Origin of the sequence: Candidatus Poriferisodalis sp. (assembly GCF_965208925.1) — a bacterium.
GTDB lineage: Bacteria > Actinomycetota > Acidimicrobiia > Acidimicrobiales > Poriferisodalaceae > Poriferisodalis.
Window position 1 is genome coordinate 402,149 of record NZ_OZ242364.1, and the last position, 16,061, is coordinate 418,209.

Annotated in this window: 19 protein-coding genes; 10 read left to right on the forward strand and 9 right to left on the reverse strand. The window is 68.6% G+C overall.

Translation table 11 applies throughout. The annotated features are described in order from the left end of the window. Nucleotides 1-120: 120 nt before the first annotated feature. The 6 genes from mutM to cysS form a co-directional block, all read right to left on the reverse strand. A complete protein-coding gene (gene mutM / locus ACOGI5_RS01635; RefSeq protein ID WP_419862728.1) occupies nucleotides 121-990 on the reverse strand; it encodes a bifunctional DNA-formamidopyrimidine glycosylase/DNA-(apurinic or apyrimidinic site) lyase in 870 nt (289 codons plus the stop codon). A gap of 58 nt (nucleotides 991-1,048) precedes the next feature. Further along, complete coding sequence (locus ACOGI5_RS01640; protein ID WP_419862729.1) at nucleotides 1,049-1,861, reverse strand: enoyl-CoA hydratase/isomerase family protein; 813 nt, start codon at nucleotides 1,859-1,861, stop codon at nucleotides 1,049-1,051. A gap of 173 nt (nucleotides 1,862-2,034) precedes the next feature. Further along, nucleotides 2,035-2,892, reverse strand: coding sequence for a RecB family exonuclease (locus ACOGI5_RS01645; protein ID WP_419862730.1), 858 nt, complete (start codon nucleotides 2,890-2,892; stop codon nucleotides 2,035-2,037). 45 nt (nucleotides 2,893-2,937) lie between these two features. Next, nucleotides 2,938-3,234, reverse strand: a complete 297-nt coding sequence (locus ACOGI5_RS01650) for a hypothetical protein (protein WP_419862731.1) — start codon at nucleotides 3,232-3,234, stop codon at nucleotides 2,938-2,940. A 46-nt stretch (nucleotides 3,235-3,280) separates the two neighbouring features. After that, nucleotides 3,281-4,051 (reverse strand): ParA family protein, encoded by a 771-nt coding sequence (locus ACOGI5_RS01655; RefSeq protein WP_419862732.1) that lies wholly within the window; start codon nucleotides 4,049-4,051, stop codon nucleotides 3,281-3,283. 36 nt (nucleotides 4,052-4,087) lie between these two features. Then, the gene (gene cysS / locus ACOGI5_RS01660; RefSeq protein ID WP_419865417.1) at nucleotides 4,088-5,290 is read right to left on the reverse strand and encodes a cysteine--tRNA ligase; all 1,203 of its coding nucleotides are present in this window, start codon (nucleotides 5,288-5,290) and stop codon (nucleotides 4,088-4,090) included. Nucleotides 5,291-5,322: 32 nt separating this feature from the next. Here cysS and ACOGI5_RS01665 point away from each other — a divergent pair, with 32 nt between their 5' ends. From ACOGI5_RS01665 to ACOGI5_RS01675, 3 genes are all read left to right on the forward strand, one after another. Next, nucleotides 5,323-6,501, forward strand: a complete 1,179-nt coding sequence (locus ACOGI5_RS01665) for a hypothetical protein (protein WP_419862733.1) — start codon at nucleotides 5,323-5,325, stop codon at nucleotides 6,499-6,501. Nucleotides 6,502-6,549: 48 nt separating this feature from the next. Then, nucleotides 6,550-7,707 (forward strand): hypothetical protein, encoded by a 1,158-nt coding sequence (locus tag ACOGI5_RS01670; RefSeq protein ID WP_419862734.1) that lies wholly within the window; start codon nucleotides 6,550-6,552, stop codon nucleotides 7,705-7,707. 115 nt (nucleotides 7,708-7,822) lie between these two features. After that, entirely contained in the window at nucleotides 7,823-8,344 is a 522-nt protein-coding gene (locus ACOGI5_RS01675) for a hypothetical protein (RefSeq protein WP_419862735.1), read from the forward strand. A gap of 6 nt (nucleotides 8,345-8,350) precedes the next feature. Here ACOGI5_RS01675 and ACOGI5_RS01680 read toward each other — a convergent pair whose 3' ends face one another. Next, nucleotides 8,351-9,166, reverse strand: coding sequence for an NUDIX hydrolase (locus ACOGI5_RS01680; protein ID WP_419862736.1), 816 nt, complete (start codon nucleotides 9,164-9,166; stop codon nucleotides 8,351-8,353). A gap of 9 nt (nucleotides 9,167-9,175) precedes the next feature. Next, nucleotides 9,176-9,826 (reverse strand): 5' nucleotidase, NT5C type, encoded by a 651-nt coding sequence (locus ACOGI5_RS01685; RefSeq protein ID WP_419862737.1) that lies wholly within the window; start codon nucleotides 9,824-9,826, stop codon nucleotides 9,176-9,178. Between the two features lie 134 nt (nucleotides 9,827-9,960). On the opposite strand from ACOGI5_RS01685, the gene nthB reads away from it, so the two are divergent. From nthB to ACOGI5_RS01720, 7 genes are all read left to right on the forward strand, one after another. Continuing rightward, complete coding sequence (nthB, locus tag ACOGI5_RS01690; RefSeq protein WP_419862738.1) at nucleotides 9,961-10,728, forward strand: nitrile hydratase subunit beta; 768 nt, start codon at nucleotides 9,961-9,963, stop codon at nucleotides 10,726-10,728. Nucleotides 10,729-10,750: 22 nt separating this feature from the next. After that, entirely contained in the window at nucleotides 10,751-11,383 is a 633-nt protein-coding gene (gene nthA / locus ACOGI5_RS01695) for a nitrile hydratase subunit alpha (protein ID WP_419862739.1), read from the forward strand. Nucleotides 11,384-11,393: 10 nt separating this feature from the next. Further along, a complete protein-coding gene (locus ACOGI5_RS01700; protein WP_419862740.1) occupies nucleotides 11,394-11,735 on the forward strand; it encodes a nitrile hydratase accessory protein in 342 nt (113 codons plus the stop codon). 117 nt (nucleotides 11,736-11,852) lie between these two features. After that, entirely contained in the window at nucleotides 11,853-12,392 is a 540-nt protein-coding gene (locus ACOGI5_RS01705) for a UGSC family (seleno)protein (protein ID WP_419862741.1), read from the forward strand. 22 nt (nucleotides 12,393-12,414) lie between these two features. Next, nucleotides 12,415-13,539: a hypothetical protein gene (locus tag ACOGI5_RS01710; protein ID WP_419862742.1), complete on the forward strand. Its 1,125-nt coding sequence runs from the start codon at nucleotides 12,415-12,417 to the stop codon at nucleotides 13,537-13,539. Further along, entirely contained in the window at nucleotides 13,539-14,018 is a 480-nt protein-coding gene (locus tag ACOGI5_RS01715) for a MaoC family dehydratase (protein WP_419862743.1), read from the forward strand. The genes ACOGI5_RS01710 and ACOGI5_RS01715 overlap by 1 nt, the downstream gene beginning before the upstream one ends. Next, nucleotides 14,000-15,004: an acyl-CoA dehydrogenase family protein gene (locus ACOGI5_RS01720; protein WP_419862744.1), complete on the forward strand. Its 1,005-nt coding sequence runs from the start codon at nucleotides 14,000-14,002 to the stop codon at nucleotides 15,002-15,004. Before ACOGI5_RS01715 ends, ACOGI5_RS01720 begins: the two co-directional genes overlap by 19 nt. Here the strand turns inward: ACOGI5_RS01720 and ACOGI5_RS01725 are convergent. Then, complete coding sequence (locus ACOGI5_RS01725) at nucleotides 15,001-15,843, reverse strand: SMP-30/gluconolactonase/LRE family protein (RefSeq protein ID WP_419862745.1); 843 nt, start codon at nucleotides 15,841-15,843, stop codon at nucleotides 15,001-15,003. The genes ACOGI5_RS01720 and ACOGI5_RS01725 overlap by 4 nt on opposite strands. Nucleotides 15,844-16,061: the final 218 nt, after the last annotated feature.

Genomic DNA, 16,061 nt, shown 5'->3' on the forward strand with positions numbered 1-16,061 from the left:
CGAACCCCCTCGTCGGACGTGGTGCAAGTATGCCCCGCCCCAGCGAGCCCGTTGCCGCGTCAGCGCCTCTGCCGTGCTTGTTGATGTTGCCCGCGTGATGTCAGCAGGCGCGTTGCTCCCTCAGCGCCTCTGGCATTGGGGGCACCAGGTGCTGGAGCGTTGGTCCAGCACCCGGCGGCGCAATTCGGTGCCGCAGCGCACGCACGGCTCGCCCGCCCGGCCGTAGCAGACGAAGTACTTCTGATTGTCCCCTGCGCCTTCGAGGCTGTAGTAGTCGCGCAGCGTGCTGCCGCCGCGTTCGATGCTCGCTCGCAGCACATCTCGCAGCGCTTCCAGCAGCCGTTCGGCTCTCGGCTTCGAGATCGCTCGGGCTGACGGGTTGATGCGTGCCAGGAACAGCGCCTCGTCGGCATAGATGTTGCCGACACCGGCGACCAGCCGCTGGTTCAGCAGTTGGGTCTTGATGCGCTGGCTGGACCGTCGGCTCGCCTGCCAGAACGCAGCAGCCTCCAGGCCGCCCTCGAGCGGCTCGGGACCCATGGCAGCCAGCGTGGGCAGATCCCGGTAGTCGCCCCGGTCGCAGACGGCGATGCGGCCGAAGCGGCGCACATCGTGAAAGCAGAGGGTCTCGCCGTTGTCGAGACGCCACCACGCCCGCACATACGGGTCACCAGCGCTCACTGCGTTCTGTGCCATCACCTCGGCTGCCGGCCCGTCGACGGGGCGTGACAACATTTCATGAGCCTCGGGCACATCGGCGAAGCACAGCCGCCCGGTCATGCCGAGATGCACGATCAGGTCACGCCCGCAGTCCAGTTCGGCGATCAGATACTTGCCGCGCCGGCGCACCGTCTCGATCTCGCTGCCGACGGCATCGGTGCCCGAAGCGAATTTGCGCGATGGGTGGGCCCACGCCTCGACGATCCGGCAACCGGTGAGCGGTCCTTCCAGCTGGCGCCGGACGACCTCCACCTCGGGAAGCTCAGGCATGGCGGCTCAGGAAACAGGCCTCGGTTCGGGTGCCGGAGCGATCGGTGTCACGTCCGGATCAGCGGAACTTCGGCGGGCGCTTCTCCAGGAACGCAGCCACTGCCTCACGGTGATCGTCGGATGCACGAGCGACATTCAGCGCCTCCAGCTCTCGGCGTTGCACCGCAGCCAGATCGGTGTCAGAACCGTTGACGGACAGCAACTGCTTGGTGAGCTGCAGCATGGTGGGCGGGTTCTCTGCGTAGCTTCTCGCCCGTGCGAGGGCCGCTTCCAGCACGTCTCCATCGGTGACGTCGTCGACGAGGCCCATCTCACCCGCTTCGGCGCCGGTGACAATCCGGCCGGACAACGCAAGGTCCGACGCCGCGCCCCAGCCGCAGCGCTGGATGAGGATGTGCGATGACGCCAGTTCCGGCGTGACGCCCATCTTCACGAAGCGGCACGACAGCTTGGCCTCGCTGTGGGCGATGAGGAAGTCCATCGACAGGATCATGGTGAGGCCGACGCCGATCGAAGCGCCGTTGATTGCCGCCACCATGGGCTTGGAGCCGCGCACAAGCTCGACCCAGTCGTCTGCAGCCGAGTCATCGTGAGCCGCCGCTTCGCCCACGCTGCTGCCCGCCTCATCGGCCGCATCGATGCGGGCCGCGAAGACCTCGGCGATGTCGGCGCCGGCGCAGAAACCGCGGCCCGCACCAGTGATGACGAACGCCCCGATCGACGGATCGTCGTTGCCAGCCCGCACCGCGTGCGTCAGCTCGGCATGCATGCGCGGCGTCCACGCGTTCAGCTTCTCCGGCCGGTTCAGTGTCAGCACCCGCACGTCGTCGCTGTCGGTCACAGTGATCTGCTCGTACACAAACTCGCTCATGTCGATGCTCCCAAGTTCGCAGGATCGGGCTACAGCATGGCCGCTGTGCGCGCAGCGGCGCTCACGCAGCCAGGGGCGCACGTCGAGATTGCGGAGGGCGGACTTGCCCTCTGCGACGTTGGGACCTGCTGGATCACTGGAGCAGGGGGCGAGTCCGCCCTCCGCAATCGGGGTCAGGCAGCCAGCCCGGTCCTCCGCCGGTGCTCGAGCTGGCCTTCGGGACAGTCGTCGCGGTAGGGACACCAGCTGCACAGCGGGCCCGGCGTGGGTTCGAAGCAGCCGGTGGCAGCGGCCTCCGTGATCCGACCCCACGTGTCGCAATGCTCGTCGACCGCCGCCGCGACGGCGTCGGCGTCGAATGGCCGTGCGATCTCGGTGGGCCGGCGGTCGTCGCGGCCCGCGCCTGTCTCGCCCAGGTACAGCAGCCGCACGTCGCTGACGTCGTCGCCGACCGACTCCAGCGCGGCCGCATACAGCCAGACCTGCGACAGGCGGCTGTCGAGGAAGCGCTGCGAGGGCGGGCGGCCGGTCTTGTAGTCGGTGATTCGCAGACCCTCGGGCACCCGGTCGACGAGATCCACGATGCCCCGGAACGGCACGCCGTCCAGCGACGTGTGGATGTCGCGCTCGCGATCCACCACGTCGACGGCCGCGGGATCCACCAGCTGGAAGTACCCCTCGATGTCGGTCCAAGCGTTCCATCGAAAGGCCCGTTGTTGGGCTTCAGGCAGCTCCAACGCCACAAAGTCGGGGTTCCCGGCGAGCTGTGGCCACAGATCCCGGCAGATGGCACGAGCTCGTTCGAGCGTGCGCTGTGCGGGCGCGACCGCGAGCAGCTCCTCCAGCACGTGATGCACGAACGTGCCGCGCAGCGCCGGCTCTCCGGGAGGGTCCGGCAGCTTGTCGACATAGCGGAACTTCCAGCGCCTCGCGCACTGCCGGAACGTCGACGCGCCTGAAGGACTCAGGCTCCGCGGAAGCTCGACCTCTTGCGCATAGTCGACTGCCGCGCTGCCGATGCGGGGTTCCACGTTCACAGCGTGGCCCATCTGCTCATCGGGCGCGTGGATGGTTTCTCAGCGGTTGCGCCAGCGCCGCCACAGCCACCACGCCACGACCGCGGCAATCAGCCATCCGACGGCGACGGCCCCGCCGAACGCTGCGAGCAGGCGCCGGTCGACCGGCTCGGCTTGACGCGGCAGCAGGTGCGATGCAGGCGCGGGAGCCGGATCGGCATCGGTGTCGGCAACCGGCACGCCTGCGGCGGTCGGAGCGGCTGTTGTTTCGGCGGACTCAGCTGCGGGCAGATCGCCCGGGAGCGCGGCCGTGCCGTCGACACTCGGCCGTGGTCGGTTCGGGTCGTAGTTGGCCATATTCAAGCCCTGCAGCGGCGAGCAATCCGAGCGTACCGCCGACCCGTCAGGCCAATCGGCTCTGCAAGTCGGCCCACAGCCCATCAAAGGCCTGCACCGCTTCGGGTGCGCCGGGCCTGCGACCGAGCGCCCGCAGCGGCAGCGACTGCCCGGAGGCCTCGGCGATGGCGGCCCGCTGCGGGATGGGCGGCAACAACTCGGCGCCGAAGCGCTCAGCGAGCTGCTGGGCCCAATAGGCGTTGTCACGCGTGCGCCCCACACGATTCAGCACGACGCCCGCAATCGTGGGCGTGCCCTGGCGTTGCGCGACTCGACTGACGGTGGACCGCATGAGATCGACGCCATCGGCTGCCCAGGCGGCTGGTTCGGTCACCACCAGCGCACGGTCGGCTGCGAACAGCCCGTTGATGCAAAGCAGGCCCAATGACGGCGGGCAGTCGATGAGAAGGAGATCATGGTTCGCGCCGGCGAGCGCGATGCGCAGCCGATCCTGCGCACCCACCAGGTCAGCAGCCATCTGCGGTTCCCGGCTCGCGAGCGCATAGCTGCCCGGGACGAGTTGCGGGCACGGCCCGTCGGACGGCCAGCGAGCGTCGGTGGCCGCCGCGAGCGCAGCGCCCGGGGTCGGATCGGCGAGTGCGTCATCGACGTTCGGCGAGCCGCTCCACACACCGAGGCCAGCCGACGCATTGGACTGCGGGTCGAGATCCACGACGAGCACGTTCAGCCCTGAAGCGCACGCTGCCTCAGCAATGCCGAGTGCGACCGTGGTCTTGCCCACGCCGCCCTTCTGATTGACCACTGCCAGCGTCGTCATCGCGAGTGCCTCAGTCGGGCCTGAGCGAGCATCGCATCACGGCGCTGCGGCCGCCAGCGGCGAGGACAAGTCGATGCCGCAGAGGGCCGCCGCGGCCACCAGCTCGCCCCGCAGCGTGGCACCGGCGGCCCCTCGCTCGACGGCAGCGGCGGCGGCGAGCATCGCAGTGCGAGCCAGCGGCGCATTGAGGTCGTCATCCAGCACAGCCTGCACCTCGGCGAGCAGGCCCGATGACCCGTCGCCCGATCCGGCGGCAGGCGAAGCGCCGGCGGCGGCTGCCACCAGCGTGTCCAGCTCGCGCTGGGCCGTGAGGCCCTCCGAATCGAACCACTCCCATTCGGTGCGGTAGTGGTGCGCCATGAGCGCCAGCCGGATGGCCCTGGGGTCGACGCGGGCACGCAGATCGGAGATGAAGACCAGGTTGCCGAGCGACTTCGACATCTTGTGCCCTTGGTAGGACACGAGTCCCGCATGCACCCAGTAGCGGGCCAGCGGAGCGCCGTGCACGGCCTCGCTTTGCGCGATCTCGCACTCGTGGTGGGGGAACACCAGATCGCCACCCCCGCCATGAATGTCGATGGTCTTGCCAAGCGCCGCGTAGCCCATCGCCGAGCACTCGATGTGCCAGCCTGGCCGTCCCGGGCCGAACGGCGACGGCCACGATGGCTCGCCGTCTGTGCTGGCCTGCCACAGCACAAAATCGAGCGGGTTGCGCTGCCGGGGATCGTCGGGTGTGCCGCCGCGCTCGGCGGCCAGCTCGGTCATGCGGTCGGCGCTGTAGCCGGACAGCTTCCCGAATTCTGGGAACGTGGTGACGTCAAAGAAGACTCGATCTGCGGAGATGTAGGCATGCCCGGCATCGAGCAGTCGGGAGATCATGGCGATCATGGCGTCGATAGACCGGGTGGCCCGCGGCTCGTGTGCCGCAGGCCGTGTTCGAAGTGCCGCCATGTCGGCTTCGAAGCGATCAATCTCTCGTTCGGCCAACGACAGGTAGTGCTCGCCCAACTCAGCCGCCTTGGGCAGGATGCTGTCGTCGACATCGGTGTAGTTGCGCACCAGCGTGACCGTGTGGCCCATGTCTTCGAGCCGGCGGATCAGCAGGTCGTAGGCCAGATAGGTGGCGGCGTGCCCCAGGTGGGTGGCGTCATAGGGCGTGATGCCGCACACATACATGCCGACGTGATCGCCGAGCTCCATCTCGACGACGGAGCGCTGCGCGGTGTCGTAGATGCGCATTCCCACGGCCCGACACGGTACTGTCGGAGCGGGTGGACAAGCGTGGCGGCGATCGTGCGCTGCTTGAGCGGATTGCCCTGTACCGGCATCGCCGGGAGCTGCCGCCGCTCCAACCCGCGCTCATCGATGAGCTTGCCGAATGGCTGAGAAGCCACGGCTCCGACCCCCTCACCTACGTGTGCGATCTCTTCGAGCGCCACCAAGTCGTCTTCGTCGGCCACCACACCCCCACACGCCGCGCCGGGCTGTTCCTGCAGGATCTCGTGGCAGCGGCCTACCGGTCAGGCGTAGGCATCGTGGCGATGGAGTACGCGTGCGTCGATGACCAGGCTCGGCTTGACGCGGTGGTCACCGGCTCGACGTTCGACGAGCAGCTCGCGCGAGACGCATTGCTCCGCTGGGGCATACGCCACAACTTTGTTTACCGCGAATACCTCAACGTGCTGAGCGCGGTCTGGGAGGTGAACCGTCGCTTCGCCGGCGGCGGGCCGCACATGCGCGTCCTGGCGCTCGACTACGACTTGGACCTCGATGCCGTCACCGACACGGCCGACCTGCGCACCTCGTACGCGTGGCCGCACCTGCGCAGCCGCGGCCCGGTGTCGGCACACATGTGCGATGTGCTGCTTGCCGAGGTCATCGAGCCGGGTCATCGCGCGCTCGTGCTTGCCCGCACAGCTCACGCGCTTACCCGGGCGAGACGGCTGCCCCACCGGGTGTGGGATGCGATCGACGCAGAGATCGTGGGCGGTCACGTCGTGGGCGCAGCGAACCGTGTGTACGAGGTAGTCGCCGATCGCGCCGTCACCGTGCTGATCCACGAACCTCTGCCAGCCGACGGCGAGCTCTGCGACTATGCGCTGGTTGCCGACGGCGTGCTCGACGCAGCGTTTGCCATGCACGACGACCTGGCCGTGCCGCTCGCCTTCGACGTCGATCAGGGGCCCGCAGCCCGGCTCGGCTGCACGACGAGCCTCGATCGCGCGCCGCTCGGAAGCCTTGCTACCGGCTGGATCTACCTCGAACCCGACTACGAGCGCCGGGCGCCGACGCCGCTGCCCGAGCCGGTACCTGCGGTGTACGTGGAACACGCCAGGCGGTACGCCCTCGATCCGGCGCTGCGAGACGAGAAGTCGACCCCCGGCGACTTTGCGGCGGCCGTGTCCGAATCGGCAGCGGCAGCAGAGCTGGCCTGGACACAGGTGCTGTAGATCCGCGCGCTGTCAGATTCCGGGCCGCCAGCGGCAGACTCATAGGCGGTGCCGCCCGAAACCACCACCGACGATGAGCGGCCCGTGTCCGCGCTCCAGTCCCCTGAGGAGTACTTGGGCGATCTCTGCGGTCGCCACCAGATCGTCCTGCTCGGCGATCAGGTGGGGGTCCGTCAGCACCTGGGTTTCCTGGCGGGCACGCTCACCGAGCTAGCCGACAACGGCGTGGAGAATCTCGCCTGGGAATTCACCAACTCGCGCAGTCAGGCCGAGCTTGATGCCCTCATCAACGCGCCGGTGTGGGACAGCCGAGCCTGCGCCGATCTCTTCGTCGATCTGCTCGGTGCCGGATTCGGCTACGAGGAGTACGCCGAAGTTCTGCACGCGGTCTGGAGGCACAACGAAGCCGAGCGCCGCCGGGACGCCGACCGGCGGCCCATCCGTGTGATCGCACTGGGCCTGCCCACCTACGTGGAAGACCCCGACCTGCTCGACGGCCGCTCTGCCGGCGAGCTGGGGCTGCGGAACTGGTCGCTCGGCGGGCACTACCGGGACATGTCTGCGTTTCACGCTGCGAGCGTGCTCACCACCGAGGTGCTCCGCCGGGGAGAGCGTGCGCTCGTGTACATGAGCGTCGCCGCCACCACCACCGGCCTCGTCGAGTGGGTCGACGGCTCACCGACAACGTCCGCAGGCAACCTCCTGTGGCGCTGGATGAGCGACGGATGCCGGCGAGTCGTGTTCCACGGCACTGTGGCCGACACTGCCGCCACCGAACGGGTCGAGGAGCTGATCTCACGCTCGCCCGAAGGGCGAGGCGGCACCGACATCCGCTTCGGCCTGGACTTGGCAGCGTCAACGCTCGGCAGCGTCGCGATGACGGAGGTGCATGGTTCCCTCGACGGAGCCGATACCTCGCTGCGACTGCGCGAGGTGGCCGACGGCTACGTCTATCTGGGGCCGCGAGCCGATTGGGAACCGTGCGCGCTGATCGATGACCTGATCACCGACGAGAACTTCGCGAGTGCCGAGGCCCGCTACCGGGCACTCGATCCCCGTCCGGAGCCCTACACACGCGACGAGCTCGACGAGGTGCGCCGTTCCGGCCAGCAGGAGCTGTCAGGAGCCTGGCCGCCCCTGCCAGAGCCGCCCGAGGAGCCGAAGCGGCGTTTCGCACGGTTCCGTGAGAGGGGCGCGGACAGATGAACCCCTCGTTGTCGCACCCGATGCTTCCCGCTCTTGTTCGCTGTCGCTCACGGGCCGCTCGGGCCACGGCTTCGCCTGTCGGCTCAGCCTCTGAGGACGACCAGTAGCGAACACCGTGCTGCACCGCATCGACGAGATCCCGCTTCGGGCCGCTGGGGGGACGGGCCGCCTGTTCGTGACCAACTTTTCCGCGGTCGGGCCGGACCCGAGCGGCGCGCTGGATCGCGTGGGCGTATCGGTCGTGGCGTGCATGCTGACGCCGCACGAGATCGAGCTGCGCTATCCCGACTACGGCGAGTGGCTCGCCACTCACAGCGACACCGCCGGCAGCCCCCGGGCACTCTGGCTGCCCACGCCCGACGGCGGCGTGACGACGGACGGGCCGGTGCTCGAACTCGTAGAGGCAGTCGTCGCAGCGCTCGACCGCGGCGACAGCGTCCTCGTGCATTGCGGTGCCGGCATGGCTCGCACGGCGGTGATCGGGATCCTGACAATGGTGGCCTTCGGCGCCGACCCGGCTATCGCTGCTGTCGACTTCCGGGCAGCCCGTCCCGGCGGAGGTCCCGACGGTCCTCCCCAGGAACGCCAGATCGCTCGCCTCGTCCCCGAAGCCAGACAGCTGCGCCCGAGCAGTTGAGGCTGCTCAAGCCACGGCGGTGTCTGCACCGTCGTGTTCTTCCCAGCGCCAGCCTGAGCGGACCATGATGCAGCGGCGGCGCGGGCCGGGGGCATCCAGATCGCCGTCGGGAAAGGCCGAATCGCCGACATAGACGGCAATGTGGCCCGGATCGGTATCCGGCGACGGGATGATCTGCGTGTGGAAGCACGTGTGGCCCTTGATCGAGGCCAGCACATCGGCAGTGCGGGTGAATCCTGACAGCCAGGTGAGCGTCACGAACGTGGGCGTAACGAATTCGATCTCGGCGGCTGCGCGCCGCTCCAACGCGGCCGCCGGTGACACCCAAGCATGGTCGAGGATCTCGCTTCCGTCGACGCGCACCGCCTCGAGGTCGGCTGGCGCCTCGCAGATGAAGAAGTGCGTCGAGAACCGCTTGGGGCGGATCGGCGGCGGCAGCCAGTGGGCGAAGTGAGTCAGCTCGGCGCGAGACAAGTCGATGCCGGCTTCTTCGTGCGCCTCCCGCACTGCTGCTGTTCGAAAGCCGCGCCGGTCGCCGTCATGCAGGCCATTTGCGCCAGCGGTGCGAGGGTCGCACGCCGCCACCACATCGCCGGGGGTGTCACGATCGGGCGGGTCCACTCGGCCGCCGGGAAACACCCACATACCGCCGAAGAACCCTCGTGAGTTTCGCTGGAGCATGAGCACCTCGATGTGCGCTCCTGCGTCGCTCGCCGCGGCGTCGAAACCGTGACCCGGCGCAGCCGCAGGTGTGCCGTCGCGCAGCACCACGACGGTCGCCGCGTCGATCGGCGCGGGCGGCGCTGCGGGGGCATCAGTCATGCGGCCGGCCTACGCGGTATCCCGGGTTCGCAACTCCAAGCGATCGGAGCCGGCGTCCATGCCGGGCAGCGGGCGCGAGACGTAGCCGCTGTGCTGCGCCAGCAGCTCCACCACCATCTCCTCGACTTCGGCCCAGTCATGCGCCCGTGGTCCGTCCACCTGAGCGTTGTAGGGCTGGTCGAACGTGATCGCGTGCCCGCCCGCGGCACGGATGTCGATCACGTTGTGCGGAGCGTCTTCGATATAGGCGTCGGCGTTCACCATCGCCTTGTCAGCCACAAAACAGATGTCGCGATAGGGAATGCGCTCGCGGTCGAGCCACTCCACCGTGTCGCTCACCGTCACGCGGTGGCCCCAGCTCACATACAGGCGGTGGGTGACGATCCGAATCCACACCCCTGCGTCAGACAGCCGCCACAGCGCCTCGGAGCACCCCGCCATCGGCTCCATCTCACGGAACATGCGGTAGTCGATGACGGCGATGCGATGGAGCTCTTCGAATTCGCCGTCGGTGAGACCCCACTCGCTGAAATTCCAGCCACGCACGAGCGGCAGCGAGTCCTCCGGGACCCCGCGCTCGGCCGCCACCACGCGACGGAAGGCCTCGGTGTGCATCCCGCACACGCCGTCGAGGTCCACTGCCAATACGAACGCAGGCATCTCTGCAACCTAACAACGCGGCCTGTGTTCGCTCGGGCGCATTGCCGTGGTTCCTGCACCGGCGCGGTCGCCGCCGTTTCCGCCGCTCGCGCACCCGGCGGCGTCACCCGCCGCCGGGTGCGAAGCTGTGGCGGATGCAGACCGATGCCGGAGAGCGCAGCGTTCACGACCTCGGCGGCGTGACCGGATACGGGCCGGTGCCGCACGATCCGGCGGAGCCGCCGTTCCACGCCGACTGGGAGAAGCGCGTGTTCGGCCTGCTAGGCGCGGTCACCTCCGCGACCGCTCGCCGGCCCGGCGAATTCCGATACGCCTTGGAGCGCCTGCATCCCGACGACTATTTCAAGAACGGCTACTTCGGGCGCTGGCTCGCCGGTTTCGAGGTACTGCTTGACGAGTACGGCGTAGTCAGTCGCAGCGATCTGGCCCTCCGGATGGCCGAGCTGAGAGATGTGGCTTTGCTGGAGGCCGGACGCAGAGACCTGATCCCCACCGCGACCTCTCAGGCGACGCCGGCACGGCGGGTCGCCCCCGTCGCTGACCGCAATCCGGCATCGCTGCCGCCCGACCGACCGACTCCGACGCCGCAACGTCGCACGGTTCGGCGCGAACTCGCTGATCCGCCCCGATTCGACGTCGGCGATCACGTCGTCGCTGCAGCGCCTGCGCAACCTGGCCACACACGGCTGCCGGGTTATGCAGAGAACAAGCTCGGCATCGTCGTGAAGCTCCACCCCGCGGAGGTGCTGCCCGACAGCACAGCGCACAACAGGGGTGAGCGGCCCCAGCACGTCTATTGCGTGGGCTACGACGCCCAGACGCTGTGGGGCGATGAGGCTGAGCCGAACACCACCATTCACGTCGACCTCTACGAGTGCTACCTGAGACCGGCGGACGACTGAGCTGACGGCGACGGAGGAACGGATGCACGACGACCACGGACACGGCCACAGCCATCCCCACGACGACTACGACGCGTCATCGCCGCAGATCCGCATTGAGGCGCTGGAAGACCTCTTGGTGGAACGAGGAATCGCCGACCGGGGACGGATCGACGCGACCATCGAGCGCTTCGAGCACGACATCGGCCCGATGATCGGTGCCGAATTGGTTGCCCGAGCCTGGGCCGACGCCGGCCTGCGGACTCGTCTGCTCGACGATGCCGACACCGTCGTGGCCGAGCTGGGCGTGCGCGGCGCGGAGATCGAGCACATCGAGATCAAGGCCAACGGGCCCGGGGTTCACAACGTCGTGGTCTGCACGCTGTGCTCGTGCTATCCGTGGGCGCTGCTGGGCTTGCCGCCGAATTGGTACAAGAGCCCCGAGTACCGGGCACGCATGGTGCGTGAGCCACGGGCAGTGCTGTCCGAGATGGGCTTGGAGCTCGGACCTGACACCGAGCTGCGCGTCTGGGATTCCAGCTCAGAGACGCGCTTCTTGGTGCTGCCCGAACGTCCCGCGGGCACCGAGGGTTGGCCCGTGGATCGCTTGGCCGAGCTGGTCACACGTGACTCGATGATCGGCGTGGCCCGGGCCGCCGAACCCAACGGTCAGTGAAGCGGCGCTCATGAGCATCGACCTGCTGGAAGGCACTCCGGCCGCGCCGCCGCGCGACAACGGCGAGTTGATCTTCTCCGAGCCGTGGCAGGCCCGGGCATTCGGCCTGGCAGCCGACCTGGTCGACGGCGGTTGCTTCGCCTGGGACGAATTTCGCGTGCATCTCATCGAGGCCATCTCACGTTGGGAGACGGCATCCGACGGCGGCGACGTGGCCGAGCCATGGGACTACTACCGCTGTTGGCTGACTGCTCTCGAGCACGCAGTGGCCGAGCGAGAACTGGTCAGCGGTGACGCGGTTGCCGATCACGCGGCCGTGTACGCCTCCCGCCCCGCTGGCCACGACCACTGAATCTGCTGCCGAACCTGCCCCAGTCCGCCGGCAATTGTCCAAGTCCGCCGGTATCTGTCCGCACCGGTCGGCGCCTGCCAGCACGCGCCTGCTCCGTGCGGGTGTCAGACTGTGCCTATGAGCACCGTCACCTTTCACGATCCGCGAGGTGAGGCCAAGACTGCGCCCGAGCCGTACGCGCTCAGCACGCAGCTCGACAAGCCGATCACGATCGGCCTGGTCGCCAATGGCTTTCCTGACAGCGTCCGCTTCCTCGATTACGTCGAGAAGGCCCTGGCCGAACGGCTGCCGGCCGCGTCGTTCAACCGTTACGACAAGGGCGACGCGTCGTCGGTCGTCAGCGAGGCGATGCTCGACGACATCAGCTCCGAGTGCGGCGCGGTGATCGCCGCATATGGCCATTGAGGCAGCTGCACATCTGGCACCGTGCGTGACAGCATCACCACCGCTCGCAAGGGCATCCCGTCCATCGCACTCGTCACCGATGCGTTCTGGCCCCAGGGCGACTTCGTGGCCGCCGCCACCGGCATGCCGTCGGTCCCCCGCATCCGCCTGCCCCACCCGGTGGCGGGCAGCGGCGAGGACGCCATGGCCAAGGTGGCCGCCGACATCGCGCCGCAGATCGTCTCGATCCTGACCGGCGCGGCTGCCAACTAGCTGTGTTCATTCCGAATAGGCCGTGACCCTGCTGGAGGCCCGCAGCGAGGCCGACGCGCTCGAGCAGCTGCACGCGCTCGGACTCACCGACGGTCTGCCCGTCGTCGTCCCCACGGCTGAGCGGGTAGCCATGATGGCGCTGGCCACCGGCCTCGACCCCGACCTCGAGCTGGGCGTGATGGGGCCCGCACACGGCGTGGCGAGCGTGGAGAAGGTCGCCACCGCTGCGGTGATGGCCGGTTGCCTGCCGGATCACATGCCCGTGGTAGTCGCCGCTGTCCGGGCGGTGTGCAAGCCCGAGTTCGATCTCACCGAGATGCAGAGCACTACCCACTGCACCGCGCCGCTCATCGTGGTGTGCGGGCCGGCCCGGCACCACTGCGGCGAGGTGGCATCCGGTTTCGGGGCGCTCGGGCCCGGTCATCGGGCCAATGCCACGATCGGCCGGGCGCTGCGGCTGGCGATGATGAACATCGGCGGCGCTCGCCCCGGCGTGTCCGACATGGCGCTGCACGGGCATCCCGGCAAGTTCACCTACTGCCTCGCCGAGGACACCGAGAACAGCCCGTTCCCGCCGCTGCACACGACGTACGGGTACGCCGAAGACGACAGCGCCGTGGTGGTCGTCGGGGCCGAGGCACCGCACTCGACGATCTTCACCGGCGACGCCGACGATCCCGAATCAGCCAGCAGGCTGCTGAATGTGATCGCCGCCGTGATGGCCAACCCGGGCAGCAACAACGCGCACCTGCGGCACGGCGCAGTCACGGTGATCATGAATCCAGACCACACGACGGTGCTGGCTCGAGCGGGGCTCACCCGCGAGGACATCCAGGCAGAGTTGGCTGCCCGTGCAACCAACACGGCAGCCACGCTCGCCCATGTCGGGTCGGCCTTCTACCTCAACCGGGACGGCCCGCCTGATGAGCTGATCCCGATCCTGAAGGACCCCAGCCGGATCGTGGTGTTCCAGGCGGGCGGCTCGGGCCTGTACACGATGGTGATGCCGTCGTGGTGCGCCGGCCCTCACCAGAACCCTGTCGTCCACGCCGAGATTGATCTCGACCAAGCGTGCGAGGTGCCCTGGGCCGAGGCGCTTGGCCTCGGCCAATCAGACACCGCCGAGGTTGCAGGAGGAACAGCCTGATGAGCGAAGTGCCCCGGCCGCACGGAGGGCTGTGGTTCGAAGAGCTGACGCCGGGCCTGGTGATCCACCACCGGCTGCGGCGCACCATCACCGAAGCCGACAATGTCATGTTCACCACCATGACCATGAACCCGGCGGCCCTCCACCTCGACTTCGAGTACGCGCGCACCGAGACCCAGTTCGGCAAGCCGCTGGTGAATTCGATGTTCACCGCCGCGGTCGTGGTGGGAATCTCGGTGCACGAGACCACCCACGGCACCACGGTGGCCAACTTGGGCTTCGAGCGCATGGACTTTCCTGCGCCCGTGTTCCACGGCGACACGCTGCGAGTCGAGAGCGAAGTGATCTCGGCCCGCGCCTCGAAGAGCAAGCCCGACCAGGGCATCGTGCTGTTCGAGCACCGCGCCTACAACCAAGCCGACACGCTGGTGGCCATCATGCGCCGCAACGCGCTGATGTGGTGCACGCCGAGTTCCTGAGCGCTGCGCAGCAGCTCGCCGACGGCGTGCTGTTCGAGCGCGCGCTCGACGTGGATGCCTCCGGCGAGGTGCCGGCCGGCAACCTGGATCTGTTCCGCGACGCCGGCTTCTACGGCCTGTGGACGCCCCGCGAGGTAGGCGGCTGCGGGTTCGACGAGCTCGAGCGGCTCCCGATTCTCGAAACGCTGGCGGGCGGCTGTCTCACCACTGCATTCGTGTGGGCGCAACACGGCGGCGGCTCTGCCAATGCGGCACGGATGCCGTCCGGATCGCCGCTGCATGCGCGCTGGGCCCGAGCGCTTGCAACCGGCCAGGCTCGCAGCGGGGTGGCCTTCGCACACATCCTGCGGCCCGAGCCGTGCCTGTTCGCCGAGCGCTCCGGCGACGGCTGGGTGCTGCGCGGCGTGGCGCCGTTCGTGACCGGGTGGGGCCACATCGACGCAGTGCTGGTGGCCGCCCATGAGGCGGACCGCCTGGTCTGGATGCTGCTGCCCGCGGACGAAGCTCCGACGCTGACCTCACAGCGGCTGCGCCTCGCGGCGGTGGACTCATCGGTCACCGTCGAGCTGCACTTCGACGGCCACGTCGTGGGCGACGACGATGTCGTGGAAGTCATCGACTACGAGGACTGGCTGTCGTTCTACCGGACCGGGTTGCGCACCAACGGGGCCCTGATGCTCGGCGTGGCTGGGCGGGCGCTCAAGCTGCTCGGCCCGTCCCCGCTCGACACCGAGCTGGATGCGGCACGCACTGCGCTGCAAGCCGCCGAGGTGGAAGAGATGCCCGATCGCCGGGCCCAAGTGGGCTACATCGGCGTTCGGGCAACCAGCGCTCTCGTGTCATCCGTCGGCGGGCGGGCGATCACGCTCGCCCACCACGCACAGCGTCTTGCCCGTGAAGCGCTCTTCCTGCTCGTGCAGGGCCAGACCGCCGACATCCGGTCAGGCCACCTCCGGCGCCTCGGCGCCACCGAAAGCCAGTCCTAGGGCAAGCCTGCGCCGGGGACGTCCACCCGGACTGTCTCGATCCGGCCGAGTGCGGGTGAGTCGGCCGGAGGCCGGGACGTGGGAGCGGTGACCATGTACAGCGTGCGGCGATCGTCGTCGCCGAGCATGCAGGCGAAGCAGTTCAGCTCCAGCTCGATCACGTCGGTCACCTCGCCGCCGTCGACGACTCGGAAGCAGCTTGCGTTGAGCGGGTCGGCCACCCAGATGCCGCCGGCTTCGTCCAGGCAGATGCCGTCGGGCACTCGCTCGCCCAGGTCTGCGAAGATCCTCCGGCCGCTCAGCGAGCCGTCGGATTCGATGTCGAACGCCGTCATCCGGCGGCCGTAGCTCTCCGCGATGACCATGTGGCGCCCGCTGGGATCGATGACCGTGCCGTTGGGGAAGTCGAATCCGTCGGGACCCGGCCGTGCGGTGCCGTCGGGGCTCACGATCGCGAGCGTCGCCTGGGCGAACGTCTCCCCCACGCTGTCGTCGAACCCGAAGTTGCCGACATAGGCAGTGCCGTCGGCGGCCACCACCATGTCGTTGCACGGTCCGCCGGCAATGCCGGACAGGTCGGCGTGCAGCGACTCGTTGCCGTCGGCATCCAGCCGGCGAAGCTGCCGGTCCAGCATCGAGACGAACAGCAGGTCCCCGTCAGGCAGCCACCCCAGCCCTGACGGCTGCGTCGGCACCGTGTGCACAAGTTCTTCATGGCCGTCGGGAGTCACCGTGAAGATGCCGTGCCGGTAGAAGTCCGAGTACCAGAGCCGGTCGCCGCGCCAGCGCGGCCCTTCCCCGAATCGCAGCCCCGTCACCAACACGTCAGTCGTTGTCATGGCCGCCGACGCTAGCTGTGTGCCTGCGAATGCGGCGATGAGTGCGCTGGACGTCGACGCCGCACGCATCGGGGAATCGGCACTCGTCCCGGTTGGCTGGCGGGTCGCCGCGACGTCAGTGTCGCAGCCGATCCTGTGGACCTGCCCTGAATCTGCGATTGTCCGAGCGAGGCACCGCACCGTCGCGTCTGGCCCCACCGCGCACCTATGGCATGCGG

Bases quoted from the DNA above. Each gene is read 5' to 3' on its own strand.
- mutM (WP_419862728.1), bottom strand. From the start codon at position 990: ATGCCTGAGCTTCCCGAGGTGGAGGTCGTCCGGCGCCAGCTGGAAGGA.
- ACOGI5_RS01640 (WP_419862729.1), bottom strand. From the start codon at position 1,861: ATGAGCGAGTTTGTGTACGAGCAGATCACTGTGACCGACAGCGACGAC.
- ACOGI5_RS01650 (WP_419862731.1), bottom strand. From the start codon at position 3,234: ATGGCCAACTACGACCCGAACCGACCACGGCCGAGTGTCGACGGCACG.
- ACOGI5_RS01655 (WP_419862732.1), bottom strand. From the start codon at position 4,051: ATGACGACGCTGGCAGTGGTCAATCAGAAGGGCGGCGTGGGCAAGACC.
- cysS (WP_419865417.1), bottom strand. From the start codon at position 5,290: ATGCGCATCTACGACACCGCGCAGCGCTCCGTCGTCGAGATGGAGCTC.
- ACOGI5_RS01680 (WP_419862736.1), bottom strand. From the start codon at position 9,166: ATGACTGATGCCCCCGCAGCGCCGCCCGCGCCGATCGACGCGGCGACC.
- ACOGI5_RS01685 (WP_419862737.1), bottom strand. From the start codon at position 9,826: ATGCCTGCGTTCGTATTGGCAGTGGACCTCGACGGCGTGTGCGGGATG.
- nthB (WP_419862738.1), top strand. From the start codon at position 9,961: ATGCAGACCGATGCCGGAGAGCGCAGCGTTCACGACCTCGGCGGCGTG.
- nthA (WP_419862739.1), top strand. From the start codon at position 10,751: ATGCACGACGACCACGGACACGGCCACAGCCATCCCCACGACGACTAC.
- ACOGI5_RS01700 (WP_419862740.1), top strand. From the start codon at position 11,394: ATGAGCATCGACCTGCTGGAAGGCACTCCGGCCGCGCCGCCGCGCGAC.
- ACOGI5_RS01715 (WP_419862743.1), top strand. From the start codon at position 13,539: ATGAGCGAAGTGCCCCGGCCGCACGGAGGGCTGTGGTTCGAAGAGCTG.
- ACOGI5_RS01725 (WP_419862745.1), bottom strand. From the start codon at position 15,843: ATGACAACGACTGACGTGTTGGTGACGGGGCTGCGATTCGGGGAAGGG.